Source organism: Mycobacterium tilburgii (genome assembly GCF_902168065.1).
In the GTDB taxonomy this organism is placed as follows: Bacteria; Actinomycetota; Actinomycetes; order Mycobacteriales; family Mycobacteriaceae; genus Mycobacterium; species Mycobacterium tilburgii.
Genome location: NZ_LR655698.1, coordinates 38,214 through 56,289, shown reverse-complemented (window position 1 = coordinate 56,289; position 18,076 = coordinate 38,214). Strand labels below are relative to the sequence as shown.

Genomic DNA, 18,076 nt, shown 5'->3' with positions numbered 1-18,076 from the left:
TCAGGCGCGTGATTGCGAGCTCAGGTCGGTGACCCCGGCCGGCGGTAGGCCTGCGGCGTGCTCTAGCACCTCGCAGAACGCCTCGACATGCACCCCGACGGCCGGTGTGGTCGCGGTCCAGGAGGCCCGTAGCTCGAGCTGGTGGGCCCGCGGTGGCCCGGAGATGTCGCCGTAGCGCACCGACGTAGTGGCGGTGACGGTGCCTCCGAGGGCGGTCATCTGGTCGGTCCGCGATTCCAGTGCTTCGACCAGCCAGCTCCACGCCACCTCGGGCAGCAGCGGGTCGACGACCTCGTGCGAGTCCAGATCGACCTGGATGTAGGCCACCAGCCGGATGGTGCCGTCCCAGGCGTCGGCGCCGTCCGGGTCGTGCAGCAGGATCAACCGGCCGAACGCGTCGCCCTCGGACCGTTCCGGCACGATGTCGAGGTCGGGGTTCTTAACCTCGGCGCCGAGGGCGTAGCTGAACGGTGCCAGGCGCTGTGGGGGGCGTATGGGGCCGAGCTCGATCTCCGGCCTGGCGTGCACTGCCTTCATCGCCGCCACCGCCTCGCGGAACGGGGCCGGTTCGACTGAGGTCACTGCCGACCCTCCTCTTCGCCTCCGGTCCGCATTGTCGTGTGCGCGGGTCACAAGGATCGACGCTAGACCCATCGCCTGACCCGCCGCGACAGGCGCGCCGCTGTCAAGCCCGGCGCGACCAAGCTATTACCGGGGCTCCGCCAGCCCGTGACCATATGCCGTCGGCCCCAATCAGGGTGCATTTATCGGGTGAACCGCGCCGGGCGTTTCTCGCGATGCGCGGCCAGTCCTTCCTGCACGTCGGGGCTACTGAAACTGAGGAACTCCAAGCCCAGCGACGTCTCGAAGGCGGGCGCGAACATGCGATACCAGTGGTTGAGGCTGTGCTTGGTCCAGCGGATTGCGTTTTGCTCGCCCTGCGCCAGGTCGCCGGCGATCCGGCTGGCCGTCGCCATCACGTTGTCATCGTCGACGCACACCGAAACCAGGCCGATGCGCTCGGCCTCCTCGCCCAGCAGCGTGTCGCAGGTAATCAGGTAGTACTTGGCCTTGGCCATGCCGATCAGCAACGGCTAGCAGATGGCCGCGTGGTCGCCAGCCGCCACCCCGAGTTTGGTGTGCCCGTCTATGAGTCTGGCGGTCTGCCCGGCCACCGAGATGTCGGCCAGCAGGGCTATCACCAGGCCGGCGCCGACGGCGGGGCCACGGATGGCCGAGACCACCGGCTTGTCGAAATTGACCATGTTGAGCACCATGTCGCGGACCTTGCGCATGATGCGCAGCCGGCCCTCGTAGTCGCCGATGGTCTCCGCGATCAAGTCGAAGCTGGCGCCGGAGGAGAACGCCTTGCCTTCGCCACGGACCAGGACCGCCCGCACGTTGGGATCGCGGTTGATCGTCGGCCAGACATCGTCCAGGTCGCGGTGCATCTGTGGGCCGACCGAGTTCAGCCCCGGGGCGTCCAAACCTAGCGTCAGGACGCCGTCCAGGCCGGTGACGTCGGCCCGTTCGAAGCGAAGGCTGGGGAATTCGTCGTAATTGACGGAGGGCGGGGGCTACGGGCACGAGGTCGATGGTACGCAGCGCGTTCAGGGGCCCCGGGCCGCCGTCTGGGCGCCAAACCGGCAGCGTGGCAGCATTGACACCGATGAGCACCCGTCGTGAATTGCCCGAGTCGCCCTACCTGGCGGCGGTCACCGGCCGCAAACCCGGCCGGGTGCCGGTGTGGTTCATGCGCCAGGCCGGTCGCTCGCTGCCCGAATACCGGGAGCTGCGTCGGCATCACACCATGCTGGCGGCGTGTCTCGAGCCGGAGGTGGTCTGCGAAATCACCCTGCAGCCGGTCCGTCGCCACGACGTGGACGCCGCGATTCTGTTCTCCGACATCGTGGTACCGCTGCGCGCCGCCGGCATCTACCTGGACATCGTCGCCGACGTCGGCCCGGTGATCGCCCACCCGATCCGCACCGACGCCGACATCTCCAGCATTAAACCCCTTGAACTGCAAGCGATTCAGCCGGTATGCCGGGCCGTTTCGCTACTGGTCGACGCGTTGGGCGACGTCCCGCTGATCGGTTTCGCGGGGGCGCCGTTCACGCTGGCGTCCTATCTCGTCGAGGGTGGGCCCAGCCGAAATCACGCCCGCACCAAGGCGATGATGCTGGCCGAGCCGGCGAGCTGGCACGCGTTGATGTCGAAGCTGACCGACCTCACGGTGGAGTTCCTGCGCGGGCAGATCCACGCGGGGGTGGACGCCGTTCAGGTGTTCGACTCGTGGGTGGGAACGCTGTCGCTGGCCGACTACCGCCAATACGTGCTGCCGCACAGCGCCCGCGTCTTCGCGACGCTGGCCGAATACGGCCTGCCGATGACGCATTTCGGTGTCGGGACGGCCGAGTTGCTCGGCGCGATGGGCGAAGCGGGCGCGACCGTCGTCGGTGTGGACTGGCGAACGTCGCTCACCGATGCCGCCGCCCGGGTGGGGCCCGGCAGGGCGCTGCAGGGCAACCTCGATCCGGTGGTGGCGCTGGCCGGCTGGCCGGTGGTCCAACGGGCCGCGCGGGCCGTCGTCGACGACGGACGCCGCGCCGTCGACGCTGGTGTCGCGGGCCATGTCTTCAACCTCGGCCACGGTGTATTGCCCGAAACCGATCCCGGTGTGCTGACCAACCTGGTGTCCCTGGTTCACTCGTTATGACCACGAACTCGTATTCTGTTGTGGGCGGCGGAATTTCGGGCCTAACGGCGGCTTACCGGCTGCGCGTGGCCGTCGGCGACGACGCGAACATTACCCTGTTCGAGCCGGCCGCGAAACTCGGCGGGATCTTGCGCACCGAGCAGGTCGGCGGACGGCCGATGGACCTGGGCGCCGAGGCGTTCGTGCTGCGCCGTGCCGAGATGCCGGCGCTGCTGGCCGAGCTGGGCCTGTCCGACCGCCAACTCGGCACCACCGGGGCCCGGCCGCTGCTCTACAGCCAGCGGCGGCTGCACCCGCTGCCGGCGGGCACGGTGGTCGGGATCCCGTCGTCGTCGGTCTCGGTGGCCGGACTCGTCGACGACGCCACCGTCGCGCGCATCGACGCCGAGCCGGACCGGCCGATCGACTGGCGGCCCGGAAGTGATACCGCCACAGCCGAATTGGTGTGCGAGCGGTTCGGTGAGCAGACGGTGGCCCGGTCGGTGGACCCGCTGCTGAGCGGGGTGTACGCGGGCTCGGCCGCCACGATCGGGTTGCGCGCCGCGGCCCCCACGGTTGCGGCCGCGCTGGATCGCGGCGCCACCAGCCTGACCGACGCGAGCCGGCAGGGGCTGCCGCCGGCGACGGGGGCGCCGGTGTTCGGCGCGCTGGACGGCGGCTTCCGGGTGCTGGTTGACGAACTCGCCGCCCGCGCCCGGGTGAGCTGGGTGTGCGCGGCCGTCGACCGGCTCGAGTTCGGCGAGCGGGGTTGGATGCTGCGCGACGACACCGGCGCGCACTGGGACGCCGACGCGGTGATCCTGGCCGTGCCCGCCCCGCGGCTGGCGGGCCTGCTCGACGGCGTTGCCGCGCAGAGCTGCGCGGCCGCGCGGCGGATCGTCAGCGCGTCGTCGGTGGTGGTCGCCCTCGCGGTGCCGGGCGACACGGCGTTCCCGGAGTGCTCGGGTGTGCTGGTCGCCACCGGAGAAACGTTGCGCGGCAAAGCGATCACACTGTCGTCGCGCAAATGGGAGATGCCGGGCGAGCTGGCGTTCCTGCGCGTGTCGTTCGGGCGGTTCGGTGACGACTTGGCCGTCACCGCCACCGACCGCGAACTGTTGGTGTGGGCGGCTGAGGACCTCGCCACGGTGTTCGGTCTGCGCGTCGAGCCCGTCGATGCGCGGGTGCAGCGCTGGATCGACGCGATGCCGCAGTACGGGCCGGGACATGCCGCCGTGGTCGCCGAGCTGCTCGACGGCCTGCCGCCGACCCTTGCGGTGGCCGGCAGCTTCCTCGACGGGATCGGCGTGCCGGCGTGTGTCGGCGCCGCGGGCAAGGCCGCCGAGCGCGTGATCAGGGCCACCGAGGGCTCCGGCACGGAAGTGGCACGATAGGTCTCATGGCCAAGATCGACTTTGACGCGCTCAACTCGACGATCCGGTATCTGATGTTCTCGGTGTTCTCGGTGGAGCCCGGCGAATTGGGGGACCAGCGCGACGCCGTGATCGACGAGACCACCCGGTTCCTCAAGCAGCAGAAAGAACGCGGGGTGGTGGTGCGCAGCCTCTACGACGTCGCGGGCCTGCGCGCCGACGCCGACTTCATGATCTGGACGCACGCCGAGCGCGTCGAGGCGCTCCAGGCGACCTACGCCGATTTCCGGCGCACCACCACGCTGGGGCAGGTGAGCTCGCCGGTGTGGAGCAGCGTGGCGCTGCACCGGCCGGCGGAGTTCAACAAGAGCCACATCCCGGCGTTCTTGGCGGGCGAGGAACCCGGCAATTACATCTGCGTTTACCCGTTCGTGCGGTCTTACGAGTGGTACCTGCTGCCCGACGAGGAACGTCGCCGCATGCTCGCTGAACACGGCATGGCCGCCCGCGAATGCAAGGACGTGCGGGCGAACACGGTGCCCGCGTTCGCGCTCGGTGACTACGAATGGATCCTGGCCTTCGAAGCGCCCGAGTTGCACCGCATCGTCGACCTGATGCGGGAGCTTCGCGCCACCGACGCCCGTCGGCACACCCGGGAGGAGGCGCCGTTCTTCACCGGCCCCCGGGTGCCCGTCGAGCAGTTGGTGAACGCGCTGCCATGACAACTATATTCTACCCCCACAACCCCGCCCGCTTCGAGGGTGCCTACCGCGACCAGCGGACGTCGCACGGCCTGCCCACCGCCATCCCCTGGGACATCGGCGGCCCGCAGCCGGTGGTCCAGCAACTGGTCGCGCTGGGCGCGATCAAGGGAGAGGTGCGCGACTCGGGCACCGGCCCCGGCCATCACGCGATCTACTACGCCTCCAAGGCTACTCGGCGACCGGCATCGACGGGTCGGCGGCGGCGCTGGAACGAGCCCGCGAGAACGCCCGAAGGCCGGTGTGTCAAGTCACTTTCTAGTTGGTCGACGCCACCAACGCTGGAAGGGTTGGAGAATCGGTTCGACACCGTCGTCGACTGCGCCTTCTACCACACCTTCAGCACCGAGCCCGAGCTTAGGCAGTCTTACGTGCAGGCGCTGCATCGCGCCACCAAGCCGGGCGCGGCGGCTGTACATGTTCGAGTTCGGCGAACACAACGTCAACGATTTCAAGATGCTTCGGTCGTTGTCCGAGAACGACTTTCGCGAGGTGATGCCGGCCGGCGGCTGGGAGATCACTTATCTGGGCACCACGACCCAACGGGTCAACGTCAGCGTCGAGAGCATCGAGCTGATGGCCGCGCGCAATCCCGACGTGGTCGGGCAGGCCGAGGAGTTGCTTGAACGGTTCCGCGTCATCGAGCCGTGGCTCGACGGGGTGCCGGCGCACGCGCCGTTCTGGGAGGTGCCACCCGCGTCGATTGACCGCGCCGCGCCCTAGCTTTCCGTCGGCACCAGCCGCAGGCAGATCGAGTTGATGCAGTACCGCTGGTTGGTCGGCGTCGGGTAGCCCTCGCCGGCGAACACGTGGCCGAGGTGGCTGTGGCAGTTCGCGCAGAGCACCTCGGTGCGGGTGGCGCCGAACGAGTGATCGGGACGCAGGGTCACCGCATAGGAGTTGGCCGGGTCGAAGAACGACGGCCAGCCGCAGTGCGAGTCGAATTTCTCGGTGCTGCGGAACAACTCCGCCCCACAGGCCCGGCACTTGTAGATGCCCTGGGTTTTGGTGTCGGTGTATTCACCGGTGAACGGCCGCTCGGTGCCGGCGCAACGCAACACCTGGAACTCGTCGGGTGTGAGCTTCTTGCGCCACTCGTCATCGGTCAGCTGGATCTTGGGCTGCGACAAGTCGGAGGAAGTCATCCATCTACGCTAGCGTGGATCAAACTGACGCGCGTCACGCTCGTCGGTCAGCCAGGCTGGATCCAGGCCCTCGTCCAGCCGGTCCTCCATCTTGGCGTCCAGGTATCGGAAGACCAGCACCGTGAACGCGACGATCAGCAGCAGCGACCACCCGTAGGTGATCTTGAGGTAGTGCAGTGCGCGGCCGTACCGCATGAACCGGTAGATCAGCCAGTCGTCCAGCGTCAGAAAGCCGTAGACGCCGAGCCAGGCCGGCCAGTTGCGGATCAGCGAATTCGGCAGCACCACGGTCATCAGGAATGGGAACAGCATCATCGAGTAGTAGCCCTGGGCCAGCGGCAACACCAGCCAGGAACACAGCAGCAGCACGCCCGAGGAGCTGGTGAACCAGAACAGCGGGTCCTGGGTGCGGTAGTAGCGGTACAGCAGCCACAGCGCGCCGATCGTGATAAGAACGAACAGAATTCGCAGGAACATGATCAGCCAGGTGGGCAGGCCGAAGTAGACGCCGTTGCCCTCGATCGAGCTGTTGAAGTAGTCGCGGGTGCCGCCGATGTACGGCAGCGTCTTGGTGACGAAGTCCATCGGGTCACTGACCAGCGGCCAGGCGACCGCGTTGATGACCGCGGGCACGACGAAGGCGGGGATCAGCGCCCGCCACTGCCGGTTGAGCAGGGGCAGCAGCAGCAGCGGACCCAGCACGGGTTTGAGGGTGAGCGTCAGGCCGATCGCCAGCCCCGCCCACCACTGGTGCCCGACCTTTCCGTCCAGCAGCCAGCGCAGGAACAACACGTCGGCCAGCAGGACGCAGCCGTTGATGTTGGTGAACACCAGCGTGCTGGTCACGCTCTCGGTGCAGAACATGGCCAGCAGCAGGGCAGGCGCGGCCACCGACGCGAGCATGTAATTGAACAGCCGCAGCAGCAGGTACCAGGCGATCAGGATCGCGACGGTGTTGATCAGGATGAACAGATACCGCGACGGCGTGAACGACAGATAGCCGAACGGCGCCATCAGCAGGGTGCCGCCGGGCGGGTACAGGTAGTGCGGGTCGACGTAGTCGAAGTGCTCGTTGTAGATGTCCCAGCCGTTGCGGAAGTTGAGGACCGCGCGGTACACCGGCCTGAAGTCGTCGGTGATGTTGCCGTTGAGCGTCAGGATGATGCTGCGGTGTAGCACCGAAAAGATGGCGATCGGCCACAGCGCGGACCGCAGCATCGTCGCCGTGCTGGGCGGTCCGGAGCGGGGACGGAAGGTGGCCAGCACCGAATCACGCAAGCCGGCCCGGGTCGAATCAGCTGGCGTCACCAGCGCACCGTACACCGCAGCGACGCTTCCCCGAGGAAACCCCTCGACCGTGTCAGGCGGGACAGTAGGTGTCGGTTGCGGGCAGCTTGCCGCTGTTGAGATACCCGACGAGTGGCGGAACCGCGCACGTCGGGTAGATGCTCGCACCGTGCCCGATGCCCTGCCACATCACCCGCCGGTTGGCCGCGCCGGCGTTGATGACGGCGGCCGCGGTTTGGGCGACGCCTTCGTTGCCGACGATCGGGTCGTTCTGCACACCCAGCAGGACGACGTCGACCTTGAGGTCCTTCGGCGGTGCCGGCGGCGAGATGGTGGGCCAGTGCACGCACTTGACCAGGTTGAGCGCGGCGACGGTGCCGAACTGCGGATAGAGCTTGCCCCAGGACACAACGAGCTCGCGGATCCGGTCCGGGGTCGGGCGGTTGATCGTGTCGCTGCAGGTGTTGACGAACTGGCCGTCGGTGTCACGGGTGGCATCAGCGTGGTTGATCAGGCTGGTCAGCTGATTGACATCGCCGCCGCGGGCCGCGGCCAGCGCGTTGGCCAGGCTGGTCGTCGCGTTCACTCGCCCGCCGGACGGGAAGCCCAGCGCGGCGGTGATGGCGTTGGCGAGCTCGGCCAGCGAGGCGCCGCCAGGGCCTCGACCGGCCCGGGCGGCGGCCAGCAGGTCGTTGACGGCGCCCTTGGGATCGGCCCCCAGCGCGCAGTTCACCGCCACACACTGCGCGGCGAACGCGTCGAGGGCGGCCTGCTGGCCCTTGACCTGTTGTTCGGCCGCCGCTTCGGCGTTGACTCCCAACGCAACCGGCGAGTCGAGGATCAGCCGGGCGACCTTGTCGGGCCGCGACGAGGCGTAGGCCAGCGCGACCTGGGCGCCGTTGCCGATGCCCAGCAGCGCCACCGACGGCACGTCCCACAGGCTGCGCAGCCGCTCGATGTCTGAGGCGGCGTGGAAATTGTCGTAGGCGCTATCCTCGGGTGCGATCGCTTCGGTGCAGTTGGTCGTCGCGGTGTTGGAGATGTCGGACAGGTTGGCGACGGGGTCGTCGCCGGTCTGGAACTGTGCCTGATCGCGCATGGCCTGGCGATCGAAGTGGTCCCGGCAGTCGATCGGGCTGGATATGCCGATGCCCCGCCGGTCCACGGCGACGATCGGGTGGGTGGCCAACACGTCGCCTCCGGCCCGGGACAGCCAGACCGGCAGCTGCGCCGATGACGGCAGGTCGGAGCCGGTGGTGAAGACGATAGGCCCGGCGTCCTTCGGGGTCTGACTCGATCGGGCGCGCACCACACCGATACTCACCGTTCCCGATCCGCCGTTGACCGGATCGAGGTCGGCGTCGTAGTTCGCGCAATCCAGCTGAATCCCGCCGGGGGCGGGCCGGATGCCGGTGTCGGTGAACACCCGCGTGGTGCAGTCGTGCCACGGCAGGTCGTTCTTGGGTGCGGCGATCGGGGGCGGGCCGGCCGGCGGTGGTTTGGTCGTGGCCGCGCCCTGCGGGCGCGCGCCGGAGTTGGTCGCGAAGCGCGGTTCGGCGGGCAGGCCCGGGATGCAGGCGGTAAGCAGCGTGGTCACGGCGACGGTCAACGGGAGCAGCGTCGCTGCGGGCCTGTGGAGCCGTCTCATGCCGACTACAGTAGCCATTCCGCGCGGTGTGGCCCGGCAGCGTTAAGCTCGCACGTAGCGCGTGTACAGATAGTCGGCCGCATCGGTGAGGATGTGGTAGCAGCGCATAGCCGTCAACGCGTGACCGGCACCCGTCGCGATGCGGCGGGCCGGCCCGCCGACCACGTAGGGCGCGATCGTCAGGCACAACTCGTCGAGCAGGCCGCGCTGCATCAGCGAGCCGAGCAGCGTCGGCCCGCCTTCAGTCAGCACCCGACGCATGCCGCGGACCCGCAGCACGGCCAGCACGGTGGCCACGTCGACCTCGTCGGGGTCGGCGCCGGAACAGTCGACGACCACCGCCAAGTCGCCGAGCAGCCGGCGGGTTTCCTCGGCCGCCGCCGTACAGGTGAGCACCAGCGGCGGCACCTCGGTCCGGGTGAACACACCCATATCCCGTTCCAGCTGACCGGATCGGCTGACGATGGCCAACTGCGGCACCTCGGTCTGCCCGCGGGCTTGCCGGCGCTGGCGCTCGGCCACGCCGGCGTGCGCGCCGGAATAGCCCTCCACCCGCACGGTGCCGGCGCCCACGACGATGACGTCGGCGAGTTCGCGCAGCAGGAAGAAGATCAGCCGGTCGCCGGGTCCGGCCATCGGGCCGCTCTTGCCGTCGGCGGTGGCCCAGCCGTCGATGCTGGTGATGAAGTTGGCTCGCACCCAGGTGTCGCCGCCGTCCGGATAGGCGTAGAGCTGGGGGAGTTCACTATCGCCGAGTTCGCGCCCCGATTCGAGCTGGGTCAGTACGGTCTCGGGGGACTTGCCGGTGGCGGAGTCGGCCATGAGGACACGCTATTAGGATTTTTGCATCCATGGGTCCGCGTCGACAGACGTCAATACGCCCATTCAGCAGCTGGTGGACCGGCATCCTAGCGTGTCACCGGAACGGTTCATCAGCCAATTGCGGCCGCTCCCAACATTTTCCGATGTGAGCTTTGCGACCTACCGTCCCGACCCGGCCGAGCCCAGCCAGGCCGCCGCGTTGCAGGCGTGTCAGGAGTTCTGCCGCGCGGCCGAACAGCGCCGGGCCGGCCGGCAGAAGTTGTTCGGCCGCCGCGAGGTGTTGCCCGGCGTGGGCATCTATCTGGACGGCGGGTTCGGCGTGGGCAAGACGCATATGCTCGCCTCGGCCTACTACCAACTGCCCGGATCGGGGCCGGGCGGGCCGGAGCACGCCCAAGGCGTTCGCCACGTTCGGCGAGTTGACCCAGCTGGCCGGGGTGTTCGGCTTCGCCGAATACATCGAGCTGTTGGCCGGCTACACGGCGGTGTGCATCGTCGAGTTCGAACTCGACGATCCGGGCAACACCACGCTCGTCTCGCGGATGCTGTCTTCACTGGTCGAACGGGACGTGTCGGTGGCGACCACCTCCAACACGCTGCCCGAGCTTGGTGAGGGTCGTTTCGCCGCACAGGATTTCCTGCGCGAGATCAACACGGTGGCAAGCATTTTCACCACGGTGCGGATCGAAGGCCCGGATTACCGGCATCGCGGCCAGCCGCCGGCGCCGCCACCGCTGTCGGACGAAGAAATCGCGGCGCGGGCCGCCGAAACCGACGGTGCGACGCTGGACGACTTCGACGCGCTGTGTCGGCATCTGACGACCATGCGTCCGTCGCGTTATCTGACCCTAATCGAGGGCGTGACGGCCGGTGTTTCTCACCGGCGTGCACGGCATCGACGATCAGAACGTTGCGCTGCGGCTGGTGTCGTTGACCGACTTCCTCTACGACGCCGGCATCCCGGTGCTGTTGTCGGGGGCGAAGCTGGACACCATCTTCAGCGCGGAGATGCTCGCGGGCGGCTACCGGAAAAAGTATCTGCGGGCCACGTCGCGCCTGTTGGCACTGACTGCTGCGGCTAGCCGAGCTCACAAACCATAATGAAGACGTTTTCGACCTGTGCGCCGACCTGAAATGTTCTGGTGCCGTTGATCCGGAATCCGTACTTGCTATAAAAGCGTTGTGCGCGTTGGTTTTCCTGGTTGACCCCGAGCCACACACGCTGGACGCCCCAGCCCCGGGCGACGTTCAGGGCCCGCCGCATCAGTGCCGGGGCCATACCGGAGCCGTGGTGATAGGGCAGCACGTAGATCTTCGACAGTTCGGCGCAGGCATCGTCGTCGGCGCGAATCACCATGGCGTAGCCGACCATTCGGCCGGTTTGCGCGGCGGTGATGATGGCCCGGTCGGGGTCGGCGAGGTACTGCGCGAAGAGCGGGCCTGCGACAGGTTTGCCTCGATGAACGAGGCGATGTTCTCCGCGGTTGCGGTGGGCGGGCACGCCAGCGGAAACGTCAGGGCGGCCAGCTTTGCCAGTTCGGAGGGATCGACGGACTCCGTTCTGGCGAGGTGGATGACGGGCGTCAGAGGTTCCACTGTGCCAGGTGATGGCCTGTCTTGCGGTCCAGCAACACGACGTTAGAGATCGGGTCGCGGTAGGCGTCCCAGTACACCCCGCCGCGCACGATCGCCCCGTTCGGGGCGTTGACAAGCACGTTGTCCAAATCGTCGGGGGCGTCGGTGGCGCGCGGCTTGTAGGCGTCGGCGTACGGGGTCACCCCGGTGAAGCTGAACGCGGTGGCCATGATGAACGGGTTGGGCACCCGGACCGCGCGCACGGTCACGTCGGCCCGGTTCGGGGTGCTGCCGGGGAAGCTCTTGATTGGAACGCCGCTGCGGGTGTAGCCGAATCCGGGCGGCGGGTCGCACGGCGCCACGCTGCTGACCGTGACGTCGGCGATGTAGGTGCTGGTGTCCACCCGCAGGGTGTCGCCGATGTGTCCGATCGGCGCGTCCCCGGCCCAGGCGCGCGGAACGGCTAACCCGGTTGCGGTGAGGCTAGCGGCGGCGATCAGCACGGTGGACAGGACGATCAGCCAACGGCGCATCTTCGAATAATTGCACACCGCCGCCGGCGTACGGCAGAGGTGGACCGCCGCGAACCGGCGTTCGGGAGGCGGTGTGAGCGACCGGCCGGAAAAGAGATGCGGATCAGCCGCCGGTCTGCAACGATCAGTGGGCTATGAGACGCCTCTTGATGCTGGTAGCCGCCGTCGCCCTGGTCGGCACGGCCGCGCCCGCGCACGCCGATGGGATGGACGACCAGTTCCTGGCGGCGCTGCAGGCGACCGGCGTCACTTACCCCGATCCCGCCCGGGCGATCGCGGCGGGTAAGTGGGTATGCCAAGCGGTCGGCCAGGGCACGCAGATGGTCGATGTCGTCAGGACCGTGCAAGATCGCAATCCCGGGCTGCGCGAGGAGAACGCCGCCAAGTTCGCGGCGATCGCGGCCACCGCGTATTGCCCGGGCGCGTTGCCGCGCATCACCCCCAACAGCCCCCAGTAACCGGCTCCGGTGCGCTACTGCGGCCCGGCGGTGGTTTGCGCTACGTGTCCCCGCCCGGGTGCTCGGCCCAGCTCCGGCGGACCCATGCCGGGGATGCTGTGCGGGGGGAGTCGTCGGGCTGCATAGCTTCCGCCAGTGGCCGGCAGGCGTTGGAGAGGCGCCAATCGGCGACCCAACGCCATTCGTAGACCTCTGAAGTGCCCAGATTCGAGGCGAGTGCCGCCCTGCGCAGGTTGGCGTTGTCGGCGGCCATCCAGGAAATTCGAGATCGAGTCCCACCTCGTAGCGCACCGCCGGACCGACCATCCGCAGGCTCACCTGCAGTCGGGCCGCATTCTTGCGGCGCGGGGTGAGGCGATCGATGACCAGCACCACGCCCTCGGCGCCGGATCGCCTGCTGCGCGCCCGGAGCCGAGTCCAGGTGGCGATCAGTCCGACCACAGCGAGAATGCCGACAAAACGTCGAGGACAATCAAGATGGCAGCCACGCCTCCTAGCCAACACCATCTGACTGAACTTCCGACGCTTGGCGGACTCGGTGGCTGCGGGGCCCGGGAAACTCTGGGAGAATCCGGAAGTTATGAAAGGCCTGACGACGCTGTTAGCCGTCGCCACCATCGTCCTGGCGGTCCCGGCGCAAGCCGACCCCAGCCCCGCGCCCGACCCCACCGTCGACGCCCAGTTCCTTAAGGAACTCAAAGACGCCGGGCTGACCTATCAGGATCCGGCTGCCGCGATCGAGGCCGCCAAGACGGTGTGCGAACTGGTCGACACGGGACACTCGGACACCGAGATCGTCAACAACCTGCAGTTGCGCAATCCGGGATTCACCGGCAACGGCGCGGCCAAGTTCACAGCCATCGCGGCCGGCATGTACTGCCCCAAGTATCTGACCGGTGAGGGACGCGGACCCAAACCCGAAGGCGCCGTAGGAAACTGAGCACCACGGCCGGGTGCCAATACGCTTGGGGCCATGACCGCTGATCTGGGCCCGCTGACCTGGGACACGCTGATCCGGGTCTGGTGTCCGGACCTCCCCACGGCGGCGATGATCACGTTCGTCGCGGCCACGTATGTGTGGTGTCGGCGGCGGGCTGGCGAGCGGTCCGTTCCTCCCGTCCAGGCCGCGTGCTTCGGCGTCGGCGTGGTGCTGTGGGGACTGGTCACTCTCAGCGCAATCGGCGGCTACGCCGACGTCCTGTTCTGGGTGTGCGCGCTGCAGGTGCTGTTGCTGCTGTACGTGGTGCCGTTCTTCCTGGCGCAGGGCCGGCCGGTCACCGTCCTGCGTGACGCCGTGGGCTGCCAGCGCATCGATCGACTGACCGCGCGGCGCGGCGCCTGAGTGCTCGTGCACCCCGGTGACGACCTCGCTGGCGGCCACGCCCTGGCTGCATCTATCTGACGCCGTGGTACACGGCTGCCCTGGAAAACTCCTGGCTCACCTCGATCAGGGAGTCCAGCCCGAACCCGGTCAACGCCGCCGACGATGCCACCGCGCCGGCCGCCTCGACGATGTTGTAGGTGATCGTTGCCGAGACGAGTAGGCGCACGCGGCGCGACAACACGGCATGGCGTTGTGGTGCAACGGTATTCGCGCCTGACGCGGCAGAACAGCAGCCGTCTGCCAGTGTTACGGAGATCGGCAACACGTTCTCGGCCATGCGTGCGGCATCCTGGTCGGTCATCGCTCGGCTACCGCCCGGCTCGGCGGCTGCTCGCCAGACACGGTTCGTCGGTGTCGACGGCGAGCACGACCTGCACCAACTCCCGGAGTGCGCGGGCGAGGTGCACGTCGGCCAACGCGTAGCGAAACCTGCCGTCCCTGGTAGGTGGCCACCACCAACCCGCAGCCGCGCAGTCACGACAGGTGGTTGGCCACGTTGGACCGGGTTAGCTTCAGCTGGGTCGCCAATTCGCCCGGATAGCGCACGCCGTCGAGCAGTGCCACCAGGGTCCGGCACCGGGTCGGATCGGCCAGCGCCCGCCCCAACCGGCCCAGCACGCCCTCCCGTGTCTCACAGGTCAGCATGTAAAAATACAGTACAGCCGAAGCTGAACCGACGGAAGGCGGTCCGGTGGTGCCCGGTTTGCCGCATCGCGTGCAAGCGGTCGTGGGGTTGATGCAGTAACGCGCGTCGAAATCCTCCGGCCGGCCATTCGGATAAGCGAATGCCGTTGGCGCGCTGCTGGTTTTGCGCTCAATCGCGGCGTATGACTCGGAACGGACCAGCGTCGACGTCGTCGCGGTACCCCAGCGCGCCGAGAAACTGGTTCAGCACCGCTGTGCGTCGTCCAGCTTCTTCAACCGCTGCACCGTACACCGTAGCGCGGTCGCGGCCACCGGCAAGAGGACGGATGCCTAGCCCCAGCGCGGTCCGATCCGCCCTGGTTGCGGTGGTGTGCGCGATTGCCAGCCAAAGCCGGTCGGGCCGTAGGGTTTCGGTGCTCCCGATCGGGCCGGTCGCGAGGCACACCGCGGCGGGCAATCCCAGTTCGCGCAGCACCGGCACCCGTGCGTGGCGAGATTGCCGGCGCCGTCGTCGAAGGTGATGGCCATCGCGCGGTGGCAGGGTCCCCGCGGCGAGGCGAGCCAGCGCGGCGGCGATAGGCGGCCGCGTGCAGGACATGCCAGCATGCTGGCGACCGCGGTTCCTCTGCCACGCCGTGATAAATCACGATGGCGAGCCGGTCCCAGTGGCGCCACCGGACCAACGCCGGGATCCCGACCGCGCAGAGCAGCGCGGCCGCGATGTTGTTGACGGGTCCGTGTCGAGGGCGAGACGGAGTCGCGCCGTCCGTTCGGGAACCCCCTGCCAATCCGGGGCCAATCCGGGCGCCACGGTCTGCTCAACGCTGTTGCTACATCCGGCTATCGGGGTGAACCGTTTGCCCGGGTGTTCACTTGGAAGTTCGCCAGTGATCCTATGCTCTTGCCCATGAAAACAGCACTAGCGGCGTCACTCATCGCCCTTTCCGCACTGCTGTGTTCGGTACCGGCAGTCGCCCACGCCGACCCCGCGAATACGCCCTACATTGCGTTCCTCGATCAGAACCACATCAAGTACAGCAACCACGACATGATCGTCCACGTGGGCACCAACCTGTGCAATCAACTGCGCAACAACATGCTCCCGCCAGACCAGGCGCTGCAGCGAATTCAGAACATGGGCTACAACAGTCAGCAGACCAAGCTGATCGCGTTCGCCGCGGTCGAGGCGTTCTGCCCGGACATGGACATCGACGCCCGGCAGGCAGCCAAGTCCTAACCGACGCATCGCGGGTTCCTCGTTTTGGTTACCGTGATTTGTTATGTGCGCCGAAGTTTGCTGAGCACTGTCGGCTACGCCTTTCGATACCGTCGGTGCGCGAGAAGTTGGCCGGCTGATCACTTGGCTGATACCTGGTCATGGCACGGTAGCCGCATGCCGGCCGAATCGCAGGGCAGTCCGTCGCCGTGCGGTCGACCGATTCCACCGCTGGGCACGCACGGTGCCTAAGCTGGAAGCTACTCAGTGCAGAGGAGGTATACGTTGAGCGACCACGAAGTCAAGATGATCATCTTGTCGACCGACAATCTGGACGAGTCGATCCAGTTCTACAGCGAGACCTTGGGCATGCCACTGAAATTCCGCGACGGCACTCATTTCGCAGCGCTGGACGGCGGCCCGGTCACCCTCGCGCTGGCGACGGACGTGGACCACCCGATCCCCGGTCAGGTTGTCGTCGGGATCAAGACCGCCGACGTCGACGCCGCCGCGAAAGCGGTGGAGGCCAGTGGTGGCGGCATTGTGAGGGGGCCGTACGACGATGTGCACGAGCGCCGCGCCGTGGTGTACGACAACAAGGGCAACGGCGTAGTCTTATACAAGCCGTTGGCCCGCTGAGCAGACCCCGTCAGGCGCTCTGGTCGCGCCGCATGTCATTGAGGTGGGCGTGGGAACCGGTGGCCTGGAAGAGGACTCGTTGCCCCACCGTCACGGCATGGTCGGCGAACTGCTCGTAATAGCGGCTCAGCAGGGTGATATCGACGGCGGTGGTAGACGGTGTGCGACCACTGCCGATCCATCACGATCGCGAACACCAGCCAGTGTAGCTCGTCCATTGCGTCGTCGTAGGCGATTCTGACGGCGTGATCGGTGCCCGACAGCACCACCTCCGTGGCGTCCCTGCTGAGATCGACTGCGATGCGCCCCATTTTGGCGAAGTGGGGAACGATGTCGTCGAGGATCGTGGGGGAGGGATGCCGGAGACGGACGGTGTCGGCGACTTGCAGGGCCAGGGCCGCCATCCGGTAGACGTCGGCGACGTTTTTCAGGCTGGCGAGTACCGCCCGCAGGTCGCTGGCGACCGGGGCCTGCAGCAGTAGCAGGTTGTAGGCGGTGGTTTCGGCGTGGTTGACCTGGACGATGAAGCCGTGGTGGGCGCTTATGACGGTTTCGGCCAGCACGATGTCGGAGCCCAGCAGTGCCTCGGTGGCCTGAGCCATCGCGGTGCCACTGCGATCGCACATGTCGGCGATGCTCTGGCTCAGCGCGTCGAGCTGGTGATGGAACGCGGTACGCATGAGTCTAGACGCTCGGTCGGTCCGGTTCGAAGGACGGCCAGCCGATGGCTTCCAGGCGGCGTTGCACGCGATCGACGTCGTCGGCCGACGGCGACTCGTCGGTGATCGCGTGTGCCGGATGGCGCCGGCGAGCGGTCTGGGCGACGTGCAGGACCAACACGTCCATGCGGTCGGCGTCGGCGACGTTCTGCAGATTGCCGAACACCGCCCGCAGCTCGGTGGCGACCGGCGCCTGCAGGGCCAGCAGGTTGAAGGCGCCGGTTTCGGTCTGGACGACCGCCTCGAGAAACTTCTCGTGTTCAGTGATGACGCTTTCGGCCACGACTTGTCGGCTTCCAGCAGCGCGCGGGTGGCCCGTTGCATCGCGGCGTCGGAGCGGCCACACAAGTCGCCGATGCTGCCTTGAGCGCGTCGAATTGGTGATGGTAGGCAGTCTGCATCAATCAACGGTAGTCTGCCGCACCGCCAATTGCGATGATTCGACACCATGTCGACTTAGATCTGCATTGGGGACGTCATGGCGAGTTTGGGCGAACTGGTTGCCAGAATCGTCGCGTTCGTCCGCGCCGGGGCTATCCCGACGGCGTGCCCGTGACCGCCTACGTCCCGCTGCTGGCACTGCTGCGGCGCCGACACTCACCGACGACGAGGTGACCGAGGTTGCCGTCCAGCTGGCCGCCGACGGGGAGGTGAAAGTCGACGCCATTGATAATCGGCACCGCCATCACCCGGTTCACCGACGAGCTGCCCTCGGCCGCGTGCAACGGCGCCTGGAGGCGATCGGCCGGCCCGGCGACACCGGTGCCTAGCGCAAGGAGCTTCGCGCAAATTGTGGTGCGCGATACTGGGATTGAACCAGTGACCTCTTCCGTGTCAGGGAAGCGCTCTCCCGCTGAGCTAATCGCGCCGGGAAGAATAACTGGAGGTGGAGACGGGAATCGAACCCGTGTGCACGGCTTTGCAGGCCGTTGCCTCACCACTCGGCCACTCCACCGTGGGGGATTGATGCCACTTGCACCTTCGAGCGGATGACGGGATTCGAACCCGCGACCCTCACCTTGGCAAGGTGATGCGCTACCAACTGCGCTACATCCGCGCGCAACGGACGAGACCTTCGCCCGGTGTGAAGGACGACGATAGTCCACCGACGTGGGCGCGCACAAATCTCATGTACGTTGTCGCTCTACGTTATAACGGTGCCCCCGGAGCGGT

Annotated in this window: 18 protein-coding genes, 3 tRNA genes and 6 pseudogenes; 11 read left to right on the top strand and 16 right to left on the bottom strand. The window is 67.5% G+C overall.

Features of this window, described 5'->3' with window-relative positions; translation table 11 throughout:
* Together FQ389_RS06230 and FQ389_RS06225 are read right to left on the bottom strand one after the other, a co-directional pair.
* Positions 1 to 633, bottom strand: a complete 633-nt coding sequence (locus FQ389_RS06230; RefSeq protein WP_407662778.1) for a DUF3000 domain-containing protein — start codon at positions 631 to 633, stop codon at positions 1 to 3.
* A gap of 131 nt (positions 634 to 764) precedes the next feature.
* Positions 765 to 1,511: pseudogene (locus tag FQ389_RS06225) on the bottom strand (enoyl-CoA hydratase/isomerase family protein).
* Between the two features lie 158 nt (positions 1,512 to 1,669).
* Between FQ389_RS06225 and hemE the strand changes: the two are divergent.
* The 4 genes and pseudogenes from hemE (at position 1,670) to FQ389_RS06205 (ending at position 5,555) form a co-directional block, all read left to right on the top strand.
* A complete protein-coding gene (hemE, locus tag FQ389_RS06220) occupies positions 1,670 to 2,719 on the top strand; it encodes a uroporphyrinogen decarboxylase (RefSeq protein WP_144206382.1) in 1,050 nt (349 codons plus the stop codon).
* Complete coding sequence (locus FQ389_RS06215; RefSeq protein WP_144206381.1) at positions 2,716 to 4,092, top strand: protoporphyrinogen oxidase; 1,377 nt, start codon at positions 2,716 to 2,718, stop codon at positions 4,090 to 4,092. The genes hemE and FQ389_RS06215 overlap by 4 nt, the downstream gene beginning before the upstream one ends.
* 5 nt (positions 4,093 to 4,097) lie before the next feature.
* Complete coding sequence (hemQ, locus tag FQ389_RS06210; RefSeq protein ID WP_144206380.1) at positions 4,098 to 4,793, top strand: hydrogen peroxide-dependent heme synthase; 696 nt, start codon at positions 4,098 to 4,100, stop codon at positions 4,791 to 4,793.
* Positions 4,790 to 5,555 (top strand): annotated as a pseudogene (locus FQ389_RS06205) (class I SAM-dependent methyltransferase). The gene hemQ and the pseudogene FQ389_RS06205 overlap by 4 nt, the downstream one beginning before the upstream one ends.
* Here the strand turns inward: FQ389_RS06205 and msrB are convergent.
* From msrB to FQ389_RS06185, 4 genes are read right to left on the bottom strand one after another with little or no spacing between them, the layout of a single operon-like run.
* Positions 5,552 to 5,977, bottom strand: a complete 426-nt coding sequence (msrB, locus tag FQ389_RS06200; RefSeq protein WP_407662777.1) for a peptide-methionine (R)-S-oxide reductase MsrB — start codon at positions 5,975 to 5,977, stop codon at positions 5,552 to 5,554. The pseudogene FQ389_RS06205 and the gene msrB sit on opposite strands and share 4 nt — an antisense overlap.
* A 9-nt stretch (positions 5,978 to 5,986) precedes the next feature.
* Positions 5,987 to 7,300, bottom strand: a complete 1,314-nt coding sequence (gene aftC / locus FQ389_RS06195) for an arabinofuranan 3-O-arabinosyltransferase (protein WP_144206379.1) — start codon at positions 7,298 to 7,300, stop codon at positions 5,987 to 5,989.
* Between the two features lie 37 nt (positions 7,301 to 7,337).
* Positions 7,338 to 8,930, bottom strand: coding sequence for an alpha/beta hydrolase (locus tag FQ389_RS06190; protein ID WP_144206378.1), 1,593 nt, complete (start codon positions 8,928 to 8,930; stop codon positions 7,338 to 7,340).
* Between the two features lie 24 nt (positions 8,931 to 8,954).
* Complete coding sequence (locus FQ389_RS06185) at positions 8,955 to 9,734, bottom strand: pyrimidine reductase family protein (protein ID WP_144206377.1); 780 nt, start codon at positions 9,732 to 9,734, stop codon at positions 8,955 to 8,957.
* Positions 9,735 to 9,759: 25 nt separating this feature from the next.
* Between FQ389_RS06185 and zapE the strand changes: the two are divergent.
* Positions 9,760 to 10,835 (top strand): annotated as a pseudogene (gene zapE, locus FQ389_RS06180) (cell division protein ZapE).
* Here the strand turns inward: zapE and FQ389_RS06175 are convergent.
* A pseudogene (locus FQ389_RS06175) lies at positions 10,813 to 11,330 on the bottom strand (GNAT family N-acetyltransferase). The pseudogenes zapE and FQ389_RS06175 overlap by 23 nt on opposite strands.
* Positions 11,318 to 11,842, bottom strand: a complete 525-nt coding sequence (locus tag FQ389_RS06170; RefSeq protein ID WP_144206410.1) for a hypothetical protein — start codon at positions 11,840 to 11,842, stop codon at positions 11,318 to 11,320. Before FQ389_RS06170 ends, FQ389_RS06175 begins: the two are co-directional and overlap by 13 nt.
* 149 nt (positions 11,843 to 11,991) lie before the next feature.
* Here FQ389_RS06170 and FQ389_RS06165 point away from each other — a divergent pair, with 149 nt between their 5' ends.
* From FQ389_RS06165 to FQ389_RS06155, 3 genes are all read left to right on the top strand, one after another.
* Positions 11,992 to 12,300: a DUF732 domain-containing protein gene (locus FQ389_RS06165; RefSeq protein WP_260860543.1), complete on the top strand. Its 309-nt coding sequence runs from the start codon at positions 11,992 to 11,994 to the stop codon at positions 12,298 to 12,300.
* A gap of 580 nt (positions 12,301 to 12,880) precedes the next feature.
* Positions 12,881 to 13,240, top strand: coding sequence for a DUF732 domain-containing protein (locus tag FQ389_RS06160; RefSeq protein WP_144206409.1), 360 nt, complete (start codon positions 12,881 to 12,883; stop codon positions 13,238 to 13,240).
* A gap of 33 nt (positions 13,241 to 13,273) precedes the next feature.
* On the top strand, positions 13,274 to 13,642 hold the full coding sequence (locus FQ389_RS06155) for a cytochrome c oxidase assembly protein (protein ID WP_260860541.1): 369 nt from the start codon (positions 13,274 to 13,276) through the stop codon (positions 13,640 to 13,642).
* A gap of 52 nt (positions 13,643 to 13,694) precedes the next feature.
* Here the strand turns inward: FQ389_RS06155 and FQ389_RS06150 are convergent, their stop codons facing one another.
* From FQ389_RS06150 to FQ389_RS06140, 3 genes and pseudogenes are all read right to left on the bottom strand, one after another.
* Positions 13,695 to 13,985, bottom strand: a complete 291-nt coding sequence (locus FQ389_RS06150) for a hypothetical protein (RefSeq protein ID WP_407662776.1) — start codon at positions 13,983 to 13,985, stop codon at positions 13,695 to 13,697.
* Positions 13,986 to 13,992: 7 nt separating this feature from the next.
* Positions 13,993 to 14,329: pseudogene (gene cmtR / locus FQ389_RS06145) on the bottom strand (Cd(II)/Pb(II)-sensing metalloregulatory transcriptional regulator CmtR).
* Between the two features lie 169 nt (positions 14,330 to 14,498).
* Entirely contained in the window at positions 14,499 to 14,927 is a 429-nt protein-coding gene (locus FQ389_RS06140) for a hypothetical protein (protein WP_144206375.1), read from the bottom strand.
* Positions 14,928 to 15,236: 309 nt separating this feature from the next.
* Here FQ389_RS06140 and FQ389_RS06135 point away from each other — a divergent pair, with 309 nt between their 5' ends.
* The gene (locus FQ389_RS06135) at positions 15,237 to 15,566 is read left to right on the top strand and encodes a DUF732 domain-containing protein (RefSeq protein ID WP_186296288.1); all 330 of its coding nucleotides are present in this window, start codon (positions 15,237 to 15,239) and stop codon (positions 15,564 to 15,566) included.
* A 264-nt stretch (positions 15,567 to 15,830) separates the two neighbouring features.
* Positions 15,831 to 16,184 (top strand): VOC family protein, encoded by a 354-nt coding sequence (locus tag FQ389_RS06130; protein WP_144206373.1) that lies wholly within the window; start codon positions 15,831 to 15,833, stop codon positions 16,182 to 16,184.
* 10 nt (positions 16,185 to 16,194) lie between these two features.
* Here the strand turns inward: FQ389_RS06130 and FQ389_RS06125 are convergent.
* Both FQ389_RS06125 and FQ389_RS06120 read right to left on the bottom strand, forming a co-directional pair.
* Positions 16,195 to 16,864 (bottom strand): annotated as a pseudogene (locus tag FQ389_RS06125) (phosphate signaling complex PhoU family protein).
* Between the two features lie 4 nt (positions 16,865 to 16,868).
* On the bottom strand, positions 16,869 to 17,186 hold the full coding sequence (locus FQ389_RS06120; protein WP_144206372.1) for a hypothetical protein: 318 nt from the start codon (positions 17,184 to 17,186) through the stop codon (positions 16,869 to 16,871).
* 328 nt (positions 17,187 to 17,514) lie between these two features.
* On the opposite strand from FQ389_RS06120, the gene FQ389_RS19240 reads away from it, so the two are divergent.
* The gene (locus tag FQ389_RS19240; RefSeq protein ID WP_260860540.1) at positions 17,515 to 17,673 is read left to right on the top strand and encodes a hypothetical protein; all 159 of its coding nucleotides are present in this window, start codon (positions 17,515 to 17,517) and stop codon (positions 17,671 to 17,673) included.
* A gap of 23 nt (positions 17,674 to 17,696) precedes the next feature.
* Here FQ389_RS19240 and FQ389_RS06110 read toward each other — a convergent pair.
* From FQ389_RS06110 to FQ389_RS06100, 3 genes are all read right to left on the bottom strand, one after another.
* A tRNA-Val gene (locus tag FQ389_RS06110) sits at positions 17,697 to 17,771 on the bottom strand.
* Positions 17,772 to 17,784: 13 nt separating this feature from the next.
* Positions 17,785 to 17,858: transfer RNA gene (locus FQ389_RS06105), tRNA-Cys, on the bottom strand.
* Positions 17,859 to 17,887: 29 nt separating this feature from the next.
* Positions 17,888 to 17,960, bottom strand: a tRNA-Gly gene (locus tag FQ389_RS06100).
* Positions 17,961 to 18,076: the final 116 nt, after the last annotated feature.

Bases quoted from the DNA above. Each gene is read 5' to 3' on its own strand.
- msrB (WP_407662777.1), bottom strand. From the start codon at position 5,977: ATGACTTCCTCCGACTTGTCGCAGCCCAAGATCCAGCTGACCGATGAC.
- FQ389_RS06170 (WP_144206410.1), bottom strand. From the start codon at position 11,842: ATGCGCCGTTGGCTGATCGTCCTGTCCACCGTGCTGATCGCCGCCGCT.
- FQ389_RS06140 (WP_144206375.1), bottom strand. From the start codon at position 14,927: ATGTCCTGCACGCGGCCGCCTATCGCCGCCGCGCTGGCTCGCCTCGCC.
- hemQ (WP_144206380.1), top strand. From the start codon at position 4,098: ATGGCCAAGATCGACTTTGACGCGCTCAACTCGACGATCCGGTATCTG.
- FQ389_RS06215 (WP_144206381.1), top strand. From the start codon at position 2,716: ATGACCACGAACTCGTATTCTGTTGTGGGCGGCGGAATTTCGGGCCTA.
- FQ389_RS06165 (WP_260860543.1), top strand. From the start codon at position 11,992: ATGCTGGTAGCCGCCGTCGCCCTGGTCGGCACGGCCGCGCCCGCGCAC.
- FQ389_RS06135 (WP_186296288.1), top strand. From the start codon at position 15,237: ATGAAAACAGCACTAGCGGCGTCACTCATCGCCCTTTCCGCACTGCTG.
- FQ389_RS06150 (WP_407662776.1), bottom strand. From the start codon at position 13,985: ATGACCGACCAGGATGCCGCACGCATGGCCGAGAACGTGTTGCCGATC.
- FQ389_RS06155 (WP_260860541.1), top strand. From the start codon at position 13,274: ATGACCGCTGATCTGGGCCCGCTGACCTGGGACACGCTGATCCGGGTC.
- hemE (WP_144206382.1), top strand. From the start codon at position 1,670: ATGAGCACCCGTCGTGAATTGCCCGAGTCGCCCTACCTGGCGGCGGTC.
- FQ389_RS06190 (WP_144206378.1), bottom strand. From the start codon at position 8,930: ATGGCTACTGTAGTCGGCATGAGACGGCTCCACAGGCCCGCAGCGACG.
- FQ389_RS06160 (WP_144206409.1), top strand. From the start codon at position 12,881: ATGAAAGGCCTGACGACGCTGTTAGCCGTCGCCACCATCGTCCTGGCG.
- FQ389_RS06185 (WP_144206377.1), bottom strand. From the start codon at position 9,734: ATGGCCGACTCCGCCACCGGCAAGTCCCCCGAGACCGTACTGACCCAG.